This window comes from Ruegeria sp. BG5 (genome assembly GCF_056538425.1).
This window is the reverse complement of record NZ_JBQFTC010000001.1, coordinates 2018733-2033768: the sequence shown is the minus strand read 5'-3', so window position 1 is coordinate 2033768 and position 15036 is coordinate 2018733. Positions and strand designations below refer to the sequence as shown.

At 59.9% G+C, this 15036-nt stretch carries 18 protein-coding genes; 11 read left to right on the top strand and 7 right to left on the bottom strand.

All coding sequences use genetic code 11. The features are described from left to right. The 8 genes from secF (at position 1) to ACR0KX_RS09630 (ending at position 5043) form a co-directional block, all read left to right on the top strand. The gene (gene secF / locus ACR0KX_RS09665) at positions 1 to 969 is read left to right on the top strand and encodes a protein translocase subunit SecF (RefSeq protein WP_170449797.1); all 969 of its coding nucleotides are present in this window, start codon (positions 1 to 3) and stop codon (positions 967 to 969) included. Beyond that, positions 962 to 1708: a TSUP family transporter gene (locus tag ACR0KX_RS09660; RefSeq protein WP_480708364.1), complete on the top strand. Its 747-nt coding sequence runs from the start codon at positions 962 to 964 to the stop codon at positions 1706 to 1708. Before secF ends, ACR0KX_RS09660 begins: the two co-directional genes overlap by 8 nt. 9 nt (positions 1709 to 1717) lie before the next feature. Further along, a complete protein-coding gene (locus ACR0KX_RS09655; RefSeq protein WP_480708363.1) occupies positions 1718 to 2071 on the top strand; it encodes an Mth938-like domain-containing protein in 354 nt (117 codons plus the stop codon). 182 nt (positions 2072 to 2253) lie between these two features. Continuing rightward, the gene (gene ccmA / locus ACR0KX_RS09650; protein WP_170449802.1) at positions 2254 to 2868 is read left to right on the top strand and encodes a heme ABC exporter ATP-binding protein CcmA; all 615 of its coding nucleotides are present in this window, start codon (positions 2254 to 2256) and stop codon (positions 2866 to 2868) included. After that, positions 2865 to 3521 (top strand): heme exporter protein CcmB, encoded by a 657-nt coding sequence (gene ccmB, locus ACR0KX_RS09645; protein ID WP_170449804.1) that lies wholly within the window; start codon positions 2865 to 2867, stop codon positions 3519 to 3521. The genes ccmA and ccmB overlap by 4 nt, the downstream gene beginning before the upstream one ends. A 61-nt stretch (positions 3522 to 3582) precedes the next feature. After that, positions 3583 to 4356 carry a heme ABC transporter permease gene (locus ACR0KX_RS09640; protein WP_170449806.1) on the top strand — a complete coding sequence of 258 codons (774 nt, stop codon included), beginning with the start codon at positions 3583 to 3585 and terminating at the stop codon, positions 4354 to 4356. Next, positions 4353 to 4511, top strand: a complete 159-nt coding sequence (ccmD, locus tag ACR0KX_RS09635; RefSeq protein WP_170449808.1) for a heme exporter protein CcmD — start codon at positions 4353 to 4355, stop codon at positions 4509 to 4511. Before ACR0KX_RS09640 ends, ccmD begins: the two co-directional genes overlap by 4 nt. After that, entirely contained in the window at positions 4504 to 5043 is a 540-nt protein-coding gene (locus ACR0KX_RS09630; protein ID WP_170622006.1) for a DsbE family thiol:disulfide interchange protein, read from the top strand. Before ccmD ends, ACR0KX_RS09630 begins: the two co-directional genes overlap by 8 nt. Positions 5044 to 5052: 9 nt before the next feature. Here the strand turns inward: ACR0KX_RS09630 and ACR0KX_RS09625 are convergent, their stop codons facing one another. Together ACR0KX_RS09625 and acnA are read right to left on the bottom strand one after the other, a co-directional pair. After that, a complete protein-coding gene (locus ACR0KX_RS09625; RefSeq protein WP_170449812.1) occupies positions 5053 to 5754 on the bottom strand; it encodes an SDR family oxidoreductase in 702 nt (233 codons plus the stop codon). Positions 5755 to 5899: 145 nt separating this feature from the next. Then, the gene (acnA, locus tag ACR0KX_RS09620) at positions 5900 to 8590 is read right to left on the bottom strand and encodes an aconitate hydratase AcnA (RefSeq protein ID WP_480708362.1); all 2691 of its coding nucleotides are present in this window, start codon (positions 8588 to 8590) and stop codon (positions 5900 to 5902) included. A gap of 247 nt (positions 8591 to 8837) precedes the next feature. Between acnA and ACR0KX_RS09615 the strand changes: the two genes are divergently transcribed. After that, positions 8838 to 9539 (top strand): DUF1223 domain-containing protein, encoded by a 702-nt coding sequence (locus tag ACR0KX_RS09615; protein ID WP_170449816.1) that lies wholly within the window; start codon positions 8838 to 8840, stop codon positions 9537 to 9539. On the opposite strand, the gene ACR0KX_RS09610 is transcribed toward ACR0KX_RS09615, so the two are convergent. The 5 genes from ACR0KX_RS09610 to purB all read right to left on the bottom strand — a co-directional run bounded on the left by ACR0KX_RS09610 (position 9540) and on the right by purB (position 13932). After that, complete coding sequence (locus ACR0KX_RS09610; protein ID WP_480708361.1) at positions 9540 to 10463, bottom strand: lysophospholipid acyltransferase family protein; 924 nt, start codon at positions 10461 to 10463, stop codon at positions 9540 to 9542. It abuts the gene before it with no gap. A 95-nt stretch (positions 10464 to 10558) separates the two neighbouring features. Then, positions 10559 to 11623, bottom strand: coding sequence for a flagellar motor switch protein FliG (locus tag ACR0KX_RS09605; RefSeq protein WP_480708399.1), 1065 nt, complete (start codon positions 11621 to 11623; stop codon positions 10559 to 10561). A 94-nt stretch (positions 11624 to 11717) separates the two neighbouring features. Beyond that, positions 11718 to 12257: a tetratricopeptide repeat protein gene (locus tag ACR0KX_RS09600; protein ID WP_170449822.1), complete on the bottom strand. Its 540-nt coding sequence runs from the start codon at positions 12255 to 12257 to the stop codon at positions 11718 to 11720. 104 nt (positions 12258 to 12361) lie between these two features. Continuing rightward, positions 12362 to 12514, bottom strand: coding sequence for a hypothetical protein (locus ACR0KX_RS09595; protein ID WP_170449824.1), 153 nt, complete (start codon positions 12512 to 12514; stop codon positions 12362 to 12364). Between the two features lie 113 nt (positions 12515 to 12627). After that, the gene (gene purB, locus ACR0KX_RS09590; protein WP_170449825.1) at positions 12628 to 13932 is read right to left on the bottom strand and encodes an adenylosuccinate lyase; all 1305 of its coding nucleotides are present in this window, start codon (positions 13930 to 13932) and stop codon (positions 12628 to 12630) included. Positions 13933 to 14021: 89 nt separating this feature from the next. Here purB and ACR0KX_RS09585 point away from each other — a divergent pair, with 89 nt between their 5' ends. Next, positions 14022 to 14363 (top strand): hypothetical protein, encoded by a 342-nt coding sequence (locus ACR0KX_RS09585; protein WP_170622001.1) that lies wholly within the window; start codon positions 14022 to 14024, stop codon positions 14361 to 14363. A gap of 107 nt (positions 14364 to 14470) precedes the next feature. Continuing rightward, complete coding sequence (locus ACR0KX_RS09580; RefSeq protein WP_170449830.1) at positions 14471 to 15031, top strand: hypothetical protein; 561 nt, start codon at positions 14471 to 14473, stop codon at positions 15029 to 15031. Positions 15032 to 15036: the final 5 nt, after the last annotated feature.

Genomic DNA, 15036 nt, shown 5'->3' with positions numbered 1-15036 from the left:
ATGAGACTGAAACTCGTACCCCAGGAAACCTCGTTCGATTTCTTCAGCCGGTGGAAAGTCTGGCTGGGCATCTCGGGCTTGATGATGGTGATCGCCTTTGTTTCATTCCTGTTGCAAGGTCTGAATTTCGGCATCGATTTCCGGGGCGGCACCACGATCCGCACCGAAAGCGCTCAGCCGATTGACGTGGGCACCTACCGCGACGCCATCGCGCCGCTGGAATTGGGCGATGTCACGATCACCGAGATTTTTGACCCGACATTCGGGCCGGACGAAAACGTCGCCATGATCCGCATTCAGGCGCAGGCCGATGCCGAAGCGGTTGAAGCTTCGACAATCACAGCGGTTGAAAGCGCGTTGCAAACTGTGATCCCCGACATCCAATTTGTCTCGGTTGAATCGGTCGGCCCGAAAGTGTCCGGCGAACTGATCCAGACGGCGGTCATCGCCGTGGCTTTGGCCATCGGTGCCGTGCTTGTCTATATCTGGTTGCGGTTCGAATGGCAGTTTGCGTTGGGGGCGGTGGCCGCACTTGTGCATGACGTGATCCTGACCATCGGCATCTTCTCGGAACTGCAAATCCGCTTCGACCTGGCCATTATAGCAGCCCTGTTGACCATCGTTGGCTACTCTCTGAACGACACCGTGGTTGTGTTCGACCGGGTGAGGGAGAACCTGCGGAAGTACAAGAAGAAAGACCTCAAGGAAGTTCTGAACATCTCGATCAACGAAACGCTCAGTCGGACAGTGATGACCTCGGTCACAACCTTGCTGGCGCTGATCTCGCTTTATGTTTTGGGCGGCGACGTGATCCGGGGGTTTGTGTTTGCGATGATCTGGGGCGTGATCGTGGGGACCTATTCGTCGGTCTTTGTGGCCTCGACCATCCTGCTGTGGCTGGGGGTCAAGCGTGACTGGTCCAAGCCATCCAACACCGCCGGCAACCAGTTTGCCAACATAGATGCCTGAGGTTTTCGGCCAGTCCCCGCAGGGTCTGGCCGTTATCTTTTTTGCAGCGTTTCTGGGCGGGGTCGTGCGCGGCTTTTCGGGATTCGGAACCGCTTTGGTCTTCCTGCCCATCGCCACGCCTTATCTGGGCCCCTTCGGGGCTCTGATCGGTCTGACCATCATGGATATCTTCGGCCCCTTGCCGAACCTGCGCCGGGCTTGGGGCGCGGTGAACAAGGGCGATCTGGCACGTTTGGTGATCGGTTGCGCCGCGATTCTGCCGGTCGGCCTGTGGGTACTAACGCAAGTCGACCCCGAAGTGTTTCGCTACGCGGTCAGCGGCCTTGCCCTGATCATGCTCGCCATTCTGATCCTGGGCCTGCGCTATCACGGCCGTGTCGGCCGCGCGATGGTCACAGGTATCGGCGGTGCCGCTGGATTTCTGGGCGGCGTTGCGGGGTTGCCCGGACCAGCCGTTATCCTGTTCTACATGTCGCGCCCGCTGCCTGTGGAAGTAATCCGGGCAACCATCCTGCTTTTCCTGTTTGCCTTTGACTTCCTGCTGTTGGGCTATCTCACCGGCATGGGGCAGGTAACGCTGGCCGCCGCGGGGCTGGGGTTTGCGCTGGCCGTGCCAAACCTGTTGGGCAACTGGCTGGGGGGCTGGCTGTTCCGACCCGACCGCGAGCACCTCTACCGTGCCGCCGCCTATCTGGCGATTGCGCTGGCGGCCTTGTCCGGCCTGCCACTTTGGGGATAGATACCACCCATGCGATTGAATGAGATCACCTATTCCAACGCCCAACCCATCGACGGCTACGGACCGGGCTTTTTTCGTATCGGAGGGCAGGTCCATAACGGAGGCGTCTTGACTGGCGCAACTGGAACCCAATCGTGGGAGGGGTACGCCGACTCCGAACCCCTGCTTAACCTTTCGGACGCCGTAGATGTACTGTTGATCGGCACCGGAGCCGAACTGACCCACATCCCCACAGACCTGCGCCACGCATTGGTAAATGCGGGTATCGGGATCGAGATCATGAACTCCCCAGCTGCTTGCCGCACCTATAACGTCCTGCTGTCAGAAGGTCGCCGCATCGCGCTGGCCCTGATCCCCGTGTAACCGGATCCCCCTTCATCTGGCCAAAAATATCCCGGAGAGCCGCCATTAGTGCGCCATTGGTTCGAGCGCCAATGGCGGCGAGGCTGGCCTCTCGCTCCCGCAATCACCAATATGCGCCGACATCGCCACCCTGCGGCAAATCCCGCCTTTTGCCTGCGTCCCCAATCGGATAAGCGGGTCACATGACGTTAACCGTAACCGATCTGACCATCACCCGAGGCGGCATTCCAGTACTGGAGGGGCTGAGCTTTACGCTCCATCCCGGTCAGGCCCTGATCCTGCGCGGGCCGAACGGGATCGGCAAGACAACCCTGTTGCGCACGCTGGCCGGGTTGCAGCCCCCGTTGACCGGTCAGATAGACGGTGCCGAAGATCAGATCGCGTACGCCTCGCATTCCGACGGGTTGAAACCAACGTTGACAGTGACTGAAAACCTCAGCTTCTGGGCCTCGGTTTTTGGGACGCAGCAGATCCAGTCCGCCTTGGACGCCTTCGCGCTGAATGAGCTTTCGGACCGTCACGCTGGCAACCTGTCCGCCGGACAAAAGCGGCGATTGGGGCTGGCGCGGATGCTGGTCACGGGGCGGCCGATCTGGATGCTGGACGAACCAACCGTTTCGCTGGACAAAAACGCCGTGCAGATGTTCGCAGATGCGGTGCGCGCGCATCTGGGGCAGGGTGGCTCGGCCCTGATCGCCACCCATATCGATCTGGGCCTTGATGGCGAGGTCCTGGACGTAGGCCCCAACAAAGCCAAACCCGCCCCCATCGAAGACTTTGACGGAGGTTTCCTGTGATCGCCCTGTTGCTGCGTGATCTGAAACTGGCCTTCCGGGCGGGCGGCGGCTTTGGTCTGGGGCTGGCCTTCTTCCTGATCGTAACGGTTCTGGTGCCCTTTGCGGTCGGCCCGCAATCGTCGCTGCTGTCTACGATCGCGCCAGGTGTCCTGTGGCTCGGTGCGCTTCTGGCCTGCCTGCTGTCGCTTGACCGCCTGTTGGCGCTGGATTGGGAAGACGGCTCGCTGGACTTGCTGGCCACCGCGCCACTACCGCTTGAAGCGGTTGTCTCGATCAAGGCGCTGGCCCATTGGATCACCACCGGCCTGCCGCTGGTCCTTGCTGCACCCTTTCTGGGTGTGCTGTTGAACCTGCCGGTGCCGGGCTTTTTCTGGCTGGTGATCTCGCTGCTGCTCGGCACCCCGGCCATGAGCGTTATTGGCACCTTCGGCGCAGCGCTAACCGTCGGCCTGAAACGGGGCGGGTTGCTGCTGTCCCTTCTGGTCCTGCCGCTTTACGTCCCAACCCTGATTTTCGGCGCTGAGGTCGCCCGCCGTGGTGCCATCGGGATGGAAACACAGACACCGCTTCTGATGCTTGCCGGGATCACCGCAGCAACCATCGCCCTGCTGCCCTTTGCCAGCGCAGCGGTGCTGCGGATCAATCTGCGGTGAAGCGCCACATCTTTGACCGAGGTCAATTGAGAAAACCTCCGATTCAGACTAAATAACGGCCATGACAATCGCAGCCAAAGCCAACGCCCTCTGGGAATATGCCAACCCGCGCAAGTTCCTTGCCACCAGTGAACGTGTCCTGCCGTTTTTCTGGATCACATCGGCAGTGTTTATCGTGGTCGGGCTGGTCTGGGGCTTTTTCTTCACGCCGGACGATTACAAGCAGGGATCGACCGTCAAGATCATCTACCTGCACGTCCCGTCGGCGCTGATGGCGATCAATTGCTGGTTGATGATGCTGGTGACCTCGCTGGTCTGGCTGGTGCGCCGCCACCATGTCAGTGCTCTGGCCGCGCGGGCCGCCGCCCCGATCGGCATCGTCATGACACTGATCGCGCTGGCAACCGGGGCGATCTGGGGCCAGCCGATGTGGGGGACATGGTGGGCCTGGGATCCGCGCCTGACATCGTTCCTGATCCTGTTCCTGTTCTACCTTGGATATGTGGCGTTATGGGAGGCGATCGAGGACCCCGATACCGCTGCCGACCTGACCTCGGTCCTGTGTCTGGTGGGGTCGGTCTTTGCGATCCTCAGCCGCTATGCGGTGAACTTCTGGAATCAGGGCCTGCATCAGGGCGCGTCCGTCATGCGGGCGGGTGCTGTCACCGGCACCGATACCGAAGAGAAGGTCAGCAATATCTTCTTCTATCCGCTGCTGGCGTGCATCATCGGCTTTGTGTTGCTGTTCATCGCGCTGGTGCTGTATCGCACCGGCACGGAAATCCGGGCACGGCGGATCAAGGCATTGCTTGCACGGGAAAGGGTGGGCGGATGATCCCTGATCTTGGAAAATACGCGGACGCGGTCCTGTCGTCTTACGCAGCCTCGATTGCACTGCTGGTCGCACTGGTTGTCTTCAGCATTCTGCGCGGACGCAAGGTGCGGGCCGAGATGGAAAAGATCGAACAAAGGGTAACTCGGAATGGCTAAAATCTCGCCCCTGATGCTCGCGCCGCCCCTGATTTTCGGGGCTTTCGCGGTTCTGGCCGGGATCGGCATGTTCCGCGAGGATCCAAACGCGCTGCCCTCTGCGCGCGAGGGGCAGCCTGCGCCCCCGGTCGTGCTGACCGAGTTTCCCGGCAAGGCCCTGTTCGACGACACGACCCTAAGGGATGGTGAGGTCAAGCTGGTCAACTATTGGGCCAGCTGGTGCGCCCCATGCCGGGCCGAGCACCCGAATCTTGAGGCGCTGTCGGACGAAGGCATCCCGGTCTATGGCATCAACTACAAGGACAAGTTGGACAATGCCGAGGGTTTCCTGACCGAGTTGGGTGATCCATACGAAGCCATCGGCCGCGACGAGCAGGGACGCATGGCGCTGGATTGGGGCCTATACGGCGTGCCGGAAACCTATGTGATTGACGGTGAGGGTATGGTCATTCTGCGCTTTGCCGGGCCGATCACTCAGCGCGTGATCGAAAGCACAATCCGCCCTGCTTTGGAAAAGGCGGCGGGCGGATAACCCCTTTGCCTAAAGCCTGTAGCCCCCGGTAACCGCCAAGGTCTCACCGGTGATGAATGCAGCGTCATCCGATGCGAGGAACCGAACGGCCTTTGCAATGTCTTGCGGTCGTCCGACGCGCCCAATGGCTGTGTCTTTCACAAACAGGGCTGTCAGATCATCGGGCCGCGGGGCCTCGGGGATGTTGATGGCCCCCGGTGCGACTGCGTTCACCCGGATACCTTCGGGCCCAAGCTCTTTCGCCATGCCGCGGGTCCATAGGTTCAGTGCAGCCTTGCTTGCCCCATAGGTTACCGCGTCTTTCGGCGGCAAAACGGCGTTCATCGAAGATATGCTGACAATCGCCGCACCCGGTTTCAGATGCGGCAACGCGGCAGTCAACAAGGCTGCGGGCACAAGCAGGTTCAAATCCAGAATGGCGCGGTGGTCGTCGCGATTGAACACCTCTTTTGGGGTCGATTTCACCGCCCCCGCGTTGTTTACGATCACGTCCAGCCGGCCAAACTTGTCGATGATCTGCTGAATCACGGCCTCCGGCTGCCCATCCTCAGTCAGGTCGGATCGAATGGACAGAGTCCCGTCACTCAAAAGCGTATGCGTCGGCTCGGTCGAAAACCACGTGAATGCGATGTGATGGTCGCGGCTCAACTCCTCGACAATCGCGCGCCCAATGCCGCGCGCGCCTCCGGTTATCAATGCCACCTTGTTCATCGCGACCTCCCCGGCGCAGCAAACCCGGTCTCTTGCGCCAATTCAACTTCTTCTGTTCAAAAATACCTCGGAGCGCGAGGCAGAGCCTCGCAAAAAAAAAGGACGCCCGAAGGCGTCCTTTCTGATCAAGTCCAAAGGCGCAGCTTTACCCCGCCTTTGCCAGATTCCGCAGCACATACTGCAGCACGCCGCCGTTTTCGATATATTCAATCTCGGGCGCGGTATCGATCCGGCATTTCAGAGTGATGGTCTTCTCGGATCCATACCCATAAACGATAGTGCAGGGCACCTCTTGCAGCGGCTCGACTGTGTCCAATCCGTGGATCGAGACGGTTTCATCCCCCTTCAGACCCAGCGACTTGCGCGTGTCGCCGCCTGTGAATTCCAGCGGGATCACACCCATGCCCACAAGGTTCGAGCGGTGGATACGCTCAAAGCTCTCGGCGATCACCGCCTTGACGCCCAGCAACGCGGTGCCCTTCGCGGCCCAGTCACGGGACGAGCCCGCGCCATATTGCTCGCCGCCGAACACAACCAGCGGGACGCCCCGTTCCTGATAGGCCATCGATGCATCATAGATCGAGGTCTGCGCGCCATCCGGCCCGACGGTGTAGCCGCCCTCGACGCCGTCCAGCATCTCATTCTTGACGCGGATATTGGCGAAGGTGCCGCGCATCATGACCTCATGGTTGCCACGGCGGGACCCGTATGAGTTGAACTCGCGCGGCTGAACCTGGCGGTCGGTCAGGTATTTGCCAGCCGGTGTGGTCGTCGCAAACGATCCGGCGGGCGAGATGTGGTCGGTGGTGATCATGTCGCCCAGGATCAGCAGAACCTTGGCACCTTCAATGTTCGAGATCGTGCCCGGCTCGGGGCCCATGCCCTGAAAATAGGGCGGGTTCTGGATGTAGGTCGAGCTCGGTGGCCAGTCATAGGTTTCCTGTTGCGGAACCTCGACGCTTTGCCATTTCTCGTCGCCCTTGAACACGTCCGCATATTTGGTCTGGAACGCCTCGCGGGTCACGGTTGCCTCGACCAGCTCGGCGATTTCGCTTTGGCTGGGCCAGATATCTTTCATGAAGACGTCATTGCCATCCTTGTCCTGACCGATCGGCTCCGAGGTCAGGTCGATATCCAGTGTGCCCGCCAGCGCGTAAACCACAACCAGCGGCGGCGAGGCCAGATAGTTGGCGCGCACGTCCGGGCTGATACGACCTTCGAAGTTGCGGTTGCCCGACAGAACCGAGGTGGCGACCAGATCGCCCTCGGCAATTGCTTCGGACAGTTCTTTCTGGATCGGACCCGAGTTGCCGATACAGGTGGTACAGCCATAGCCAACAAGGTTAAAGCCGATCTTGTCCAGATCATCCTGCAGGCCAGCGGCCTCAAGATAGGCGGACACAACCTGCGATCCCGGTGCCAGCGAGGTCTTGACCCACGGCTTGCGGTTCAAACCCAGCGCGGCGGCTTTTCGCGCCACCAGACCTGCGCCGATCATCACATAAGGGTTCGACGTGTTGGTGCAGGAAGTGATCGAGGCGATCACGACCTTGCCCGATTCCATCGTGTAGTCTTCGCCTTTGACGGGGACCTCTTTGCCCATGGGGCGCTTGAAGGTCTCGGCCATCTCGTGTGCAAAGGCGGCCTTGGCGTCGGTCAGCGCGACATAATCCTGCGGCCGTTTCGGGCCGGAAATCGCCGGGACAATAGTGCCCATGTCCAGTGACAGGGTGTCGGTATAGATCGGCGCATAGTCCGCCCCGCGCCAGAATCCGTTTTCCTTGGCATAGGCTTCGACCAGCGCGATCCGGTCCTCGTCGCGGCCCGTATTGCGCATGTAGCGCAGGGTTTCGCCGTCGATGGGGAAGAAGCCACAGGTCGCGCCGTATTCCGGTGCCATATTGGCGATGGTGGCACGGTCGGCCAGCGGCAGGCGATCCAGACCGCTGCCGTAGAATTCGACGAATTTGCCCACGACGCCTTTCTCGCGCAGCATTTCCACGACCTTCAGCACCAGATCGGTGCCGGTGGTGCCTTCGACCATCGCGCCGGTCAGCTCAAAGCCCACAACCTCGGGGATCAGCATCGAGATCGGCTGACCCAGCATCGCGGCCTCGGCCTCGATCCCGCCAACGCCCCAGCCCAGAACGGCCATGCCGTTGACCATGGTGGTATGGCTGTCGGTGCCGACCAGCGTGTCGGGATAGGCGACCTCATCCCCGTTCTGGTCGGCATCGGTCCAGACGGTCTGGGCCAGATATTCCAGGTTCACCTGATGACAGATGCCGGTGCCGGGAGGCACGACGCGGAAATTGTTAAACGCGTTCTGACCCCATTTCAGGAACTGATAGCGTTCCATATTGCGCTCATATTCGCGATCCACATTCATCTGGAAGGCGCGGGGGTTGCCGAACTCGTCAATCATGACCGAGTGGTCGATGACCAGATCGACCGGGTTCAGCGGGTTGATCTTTTGCGCATCGCCGCCCAGCCCCTTGATACCATCGCGCATCGCTGCCAGATCGACCACCGCCGGAACGCCGGTGAAATCCTGCATCAGCACGCGGGCAGGGCGGTAGGCGATCTCACGCGGGTTCTTGCCGCCATTCGCGCCCCATTCGCCGAAGGCCTTGATGTCCTCGACCGAGACGGAAAAGCCGTCATCCTCGAACCGCAGCATGTTTTCCAACACGACTTTCAGCGCGGCGGGAAGCCTTGAAAAATCACCCAGCCCGGCCTCTTGCGCCGCGGGGATCGAATAATACGAGATGGATTTGCCATTCACGCTCAGGCTGCGGCGCGTTTTGGCGGTGTCCTGTCCGACTTTGATGGGCATCTGTTGGCCTCCCTCTCAAACAACTTGGAATTCAGGGTCGCTGCATTTTATCTGCATCACTCGGGCCACCGGTTCAAGAAGGATCGGCTCGTTAAGTGCATTTTTTGTATACCATTGCACACATTTTGGTGGAAATCCTTGCAACCGGTCTCAAGAAACCTTGATTGGAGGGTGATGAGCAAAGGGTTTAAACCATTACCACACCTTATCGAATCCAGAGAATAAAGCTGTTAGCCCGAGGCCAGACATGATCCGAACTGCCGCCATTGCCACTGCATTTTCCCTTTTTGCGCTTGTCCCCGTTGTGGCCAAAAGCGATCCGGTGGTGATCGAGCTGTTTACCTCGCAAGGCTGTTCGTCCTGCCCGCCGGCCGACGACATCATGCACGAACTGGCCAAACGCGACGATGTGATCGGTCTGGCCCTGCATGTGGATTACTGGGACTATATCGGTTGGAAAGACGAATATGCCGACCCCAGCCACACTGACCGGCAGCGCGCCTATGCACGGCAGGGCGGACGGACGATGATCTACACACCGCAGATGGTGGTAAACGGACAGCAGGACGTGGTCGGGGCACAAGCCCGCCAGCTCGATCAACTGATCAATGCGCATCTGACGGCGGCCCCGCAAGCTTCGGTTCAGGCGCAGCGGGATGGCGGTGCCGTGACTGTTGAGGTCTCACCGGTCGAGCTGCCCGCGGGGCAGGTCTATGACGTCCGAGTGGTCCAATATTCGCCGATGCGCCATGCCTCGATCCGCCGGGGTGAGTTGGCGGGGCATGAACTGGATTATGCCAATGTGGTCGAATCCTGGCAGATCGCCGGGCAGTGGGACGGTGTTTCGTCGCAAAGCTACACGGCGGAACTGGTGTCAGACCTGCCTGCGGTCGTGCTCGTGCAGCAAGCCGGGCACGGGCCCATTGTTGCCGCCGCCAAGGTCAGGTGATCAGGGCATTTCCTCGGGGCTGACGCCCAGCCCGTTCCAGTGTTTCCACCGGCGATGGATCCAGAACCATTGGCCCATGTGCTGACGAACCATCTTTTCCAGATCGTTATTGGTGAACTGCGTCATTTCCTTGGGATCGGTGTGCGGAACTGGTTCATGCAGAACGATTTCAAAGTCGATTCCGTTGGGTTGACGCACCGCGTAAACCGGGATCAGGACCGCTTTGTATTTCATCGCAAGTTCGGCGTTCAGAACTGAGGTGATCGCGGGTTTGCCGAAGAATTGCAGCTGTTCGCCGCCCTGAACATGCAGGTCTGATACGATCGCGATAATGCCACCACTTTTCAGCGACCGCACCATTTCCACCATGCCGCGCCGACCCTGCTCGAACATGGGTGAGCCGGTTTTGTAGAAGGCTTTGACGTAATCGTCGTTGAAATAGGGGTTTGCCATTCGACGATAAAGGCATCCGATGGGCTTGCCGCACCGGGCCTGAAGCGCGACGCGCGCCGCCAGATAATGCCCGAAATGAGCGGTGATCATCATCACCGGACGGCCTTCGGCAATGGCGGCATCAAGCGCTGCGATTCCGGCACCACTGATTTTGGCGGTCTTCTGACGCGCCATGAAACCATCGGGCGAAAAATGCTCCATGATGGCTCGCCCGGCATTGTCCGACACATCGCCCGAGATCTTGCGAATCTCGGCCTCGGACAGGTTCGGGCAGGTCAGGTTCAGGTTGCGGCGCACGCGTCTGCGAAATCCAACCACCGGGGCAAGGCCGCGCACGATGGCACCCATGGTCGCGATGCGCCGTTCATACGGCAGCAGGCGCATGGTGCCGATGACCCCCTTCAGGAACAGATTGGCGACATAGTATTTTGCAAGCTCAGTCTGGCTGAGCTCTGACTTTTCGACAGGCATGAAGGCGTCTCACCGCATATTGCGCGTTTCCCGATCAGACATACAGACCGGGGCTGGCAACCTCAAGCACCCTCATGGGTCCTTGGCGACCCAATCTACGCGTCCTCTTCCTCGGCTTCGACCAGGGTGAGCGTGCCTGCATCCACCAGATTGCGAATGGCACCGACGATCTGTGTCATCGCCTCCTCGGCTTCGGCTTGTTTGACGCGGCCGCGTTCGCCCATTTCTTCGCGCAGGTTATCGGCCATGCGGGATGAGATGTTCGAAAGCACATATTCCACCGACGCCTTGTCGTCATCCGCCGCAGCACCCGCCAGGGCGGTGATCAGGACGGGTTGATCCACCTCGCGCAGGATGGCCGGAATGTCGCGGGCTGCGATACGGGTTGTGATATGGGCGAAGGTGAAAATGGACTGGCGTACGACGCTGGCGAAATCTGCATCCTCTTCGTCCAGCGCGGTCAGCAACCCGTCGCGGGTCGAGGCCGCCGATTGGTTGAGAATCGCCCCGACCCGCGCGCCGGGCCCGTCGCTGAATGCCTGGGCCGGACGTTGATCCAGTTGCGAGGCCAGCGACCAGCCAATCCGTTCGACCGCTTCGGGGGTGACATTGGCGGTTTTAGAGATGGCATAGGTGATCCGTCGGGCCACAGGTCCGGGTAAATGACCCAGCAATTGCGCCGCCTGCGCTGTATCGAGCTTGGAGACCATGACCGCCGCAATCTCGGTGCTTTCGGCTTGTGCCATTTGGGCAAGGTCTTCGGTTGGAATTTCGCGCAACCTTTGCCACGGATCACCGATCTGGCGCACGCCAGCCACTTTGCGCAACCGGGCCGCCGTGGCGGGCGCGATCTTGCCGTTGATCGCGTCCAAAGCACCGGCCAGACCATGCGGGAAGGACAGTCCGATATTGTCCAGCGCATCACCAAATTCACGCGCGACGGCATCCAGTGTAACGCGATCCACCAACCCCATCTGACCCAATTGATGGGTCAGCTTTTCCTGCAAATCGTCAGGCAGGTCTTCCAGCGGTATATCCGCGCCTTCATTCAACAAAAGCCGCACAACAACCGCGGCCTTTTGTAGAGAGCTGAGCGATCGGGGAACAACCCTTGGGGCGTCGTTACCGTCACCGGCGGGGGCGGCCGCCCCCGGTGCCATTTGTATCAGCGCGTTCGTATCCTGCATCTGCCTGCCGAGCCAAAATCAAGTCCACAGGCAGATTAGCGGGAATCGGGTAAAGAAAGGCTGAAGCCTAGTAGCTATATGTCAGCCCGGTGCGGATTGCGTCGCGCAACGAGGCTTCGGCCCAGGTGCCTTCGCCACCACGGGCCTTGATCTCGCGCCATTGTTCGATGGCCAGATCGGTGCGGCCTTCCGAGACAAAGCCCTGACCCATATAGCTGCGCGCCAAAATGTTGTCGGGGTTTGCAGTGATCGCATCCTGATAGAACGCATTGGCCAGCGCCAGTTCGCCCATCTTGCGGTAGGTAAAGCCCCAATAGGTCAGAACACGGTCATCGCCTTGATCCATCACGCGCAGAATGTCCTGCGCATGTTCATACTGCCCGTCATAGGCCAGCTCGCGCACCGCGTCATACAACTGATCTTGGGTGAAATTGGTTTTGTTCGGCTTCACACAGCGGCCCGCAGCCTCGTCATACACACGGCCAAACAGGCATTTCTTCGTCGTGTTTGTCGGTTTCGGCGGGCTGCTGTCGCCACCTGCGGCATGAACAATGGGGGCAAAGGCAAATGCCTGAAATGCAATCGCGGATGCTAGGACTAGGCGCATAATTTAACTCCGTTCTCGGGTCTGCTAATTGAAATCATAGTGCGATCTTCAAAAAAGCTAACACCGGACGGGTCGCATTTATTCACAAACAGGAAAGAAAACTCTTAGCTGTTTATGATTTTTGTGCAGCTTTGCGATTCCTGATCCCAAACGGCGCCATCGGCGCAGGATTGGGTCTGCTTGGAATGGCCGGTGCAGGCAAGGCTGGCCGAGGCAAAGCAGACAAGGGCGATCGAGCAAAGAACGGTTCGGATCATGATCAGTTCCTTTTGCAGAGATGTTCCGTGAAGAGTAACCGATTCTTGCTGAATCGCAAAAAAGCCCGGCCTGCTGCTGTGGCAGACCGGGCTGTTTCATGGCTTACGATGATTTATTCGCCAAAAACACGCTCGAAAATCGTGTCGACATGCTTGGTGTGATAGCCAAGGTCGAATTTCTCTTCGATCTCTTCGGGGCTCAGCGCGGCGGTGACGTCGGCATCTGCCAGCAGCTCTTGCTTGAAATCGGTCCGGTGTTCCCAGACTTTCAACGCGTTGCGCTGCACCATGGCATAGGCGTCCTCGCGGCTGACACCGGCTTGGGTCAGGGCCAGCAGAACGCGTTGGCTCATCACCAGACCGGGGAACTTGTTCATGTTCTCCAGCATGTTCTCGGGGAAGATCAGCATCTTGTCGATCACGCCGGTCAGACGGGCCAGGGCAAAGTCCAGCGTGATTGTGGCGTCGGGCCCGATCATGCGTTCGACGGAGGAATGCGAGATATCACGCTCGTGCCACAGCGCCACGTTTTCCATCGCCGGGATCACAGCCGCGCGCACCATGCGGGCCAGACCGGTCAGGTTCTCGGTCAGAACCGGGTTTTTCTTGTGCGGCATGGCCGAGGAACCTTTCTGCCCCATCGAGAAGAACTCGGCCCCTTCCAGCACCTCGGTCCGCTGCATGTGGCGGATTTCGATGGCGATGTTTTCGATGCTGCTGGCGATCACGCCGAGGGTGGCAAAGAACGCTGCGTGACGGTCACGGGGGATAACCTGCGTGCTGATCGGTTCGGGCACCAGACCCAGCTGGTCGCAAACATGTTCTTCCACGCGCGGGTCAATGTTGGCGAAGGTGCCGACCGCGCCGCTGATCGCGCCGGTGGCAATCTCGGCGCGGGCATCGCGCATGCGGGACAGGTTGCGGTCCATTTCGGCGTAGAAACGGGCAAAGGTCAGGCCCATGGTGGTCGGCTCGGCGTGGATGCCGTGGCTGCGGCCAATGCGGACGGTGTTCTTGTGTTCGATGGCGCGGCGTTTCAGGGCGGCCAGCAGACCTTCGAGATCGGCGATCAGCAGATCGGCGGCGCGGGTCAGCTGCACATTCAGGCAGGTGTCCAGCACGTCGGAACTGGTCATGCCCTGATGCACAAAGCGGGCTTCTTCACTGCCAACATGCTCGGCCAGATGGGTCAGGAAGGCGATGACGTCGTGCTTGGTGACGGCCTCGATCTCGTCGATGCGGGCGACGTCGAATTCCACGTCCTTGGCTTTCCACACGGCCTCGGCATTCTCACGCGGGATCACGCCCAGATCGGCCATGGCGTCGCAGGCATGGGCCTCGATCTCGTACCAGATGCGGAACTTGCTTTCGGGCGACCAGATGGCGACCATATCGGGGCGGGAATAACGTGGAATCATAAGCAGCGGCACCTTATTGTGTTTGGGCAGGAGGCGATGCGGCGGGGTTTAAACCCGCACCATCTAATGAACAAGGTGTGAGTGCGGATATGAGACGGTTTGCCCTGATTTTAGCAATCTGGCCCGGCTTTCTGGCGGCTGAAGAGTTTCAGACCCTGTCCGGCGAAGGAATTCTGGCGACGCTGACTGAACAGAAGCTGGATTACGGGGATGGCGTCTGGCAGACCTTTGAGCCCTCGATGCTGACCCAATATTTCGCGGGCGGCCCAAGTGAGGGGCGCTGGGCTGTGCGAGGGGATCAGTATTGCTCGCTCTGGCCGCCATCGGATCTGTGGGCGTGTTATGATGTTCAGCAAAAGGGTCAGACAATCCGCTTTGTCGATGACGCCGGCAACACAACAGATGGCGTGCTTGTTAAGCGGGGGAACTGACCCAACGCTTCCCGCGCGGATTTTCCGTTGTTGGGCAAGGCAGTACTGGACAAAGCAAGCGCGCCCGGTTCAATCTGATGGCAGCGAAACCATCAGGTTATTGAGATATGCGTATTTTTCTAGCGTCAACACTTGCTGCTTGCGCGGCCCTATGGGCGGCAGGGGCTGCACCTGTCCGGGCCGAGACGCCTGTGACCTATACCGATGCGGGTCGGGCCTTGTTTCGGTTTTCAGTACCGGATTTCTGGGCCCTGCGCACCGGCGGGCCGCGTGACATTGAAGACACCGAGTTAGGGGATGCCCGCGCCGTTGCGCGCGTGATGGCCATTCGACCGGTTACTGACGACACGGTCTGGATGGGCTTCGTATCGCCAGCCGGAGTTGAAGATATTCAGGACGGGGAGCGATATCTCGAAGATATCGACAAGTTCCTTGTCAAAGATCCAACCGTCACCAGCACCAGCGATACCCGTATCGGGGGGTTGCCCGCTCGTGTCTACCGTGGCACCGGCAACCGCGATGGTCGCGGGGTCAATTTCACGGCGACCCTGATCGACCTGCCGCGAAACCGGGTGGCCGTCGTGGTGGCGATCCTGCGCGATGGGGCTGACCCGGCTTATGTGGATGATCTGAACGCCGTTTTCGCGTCGTTCCGGTCGCTGCAATGACGGAG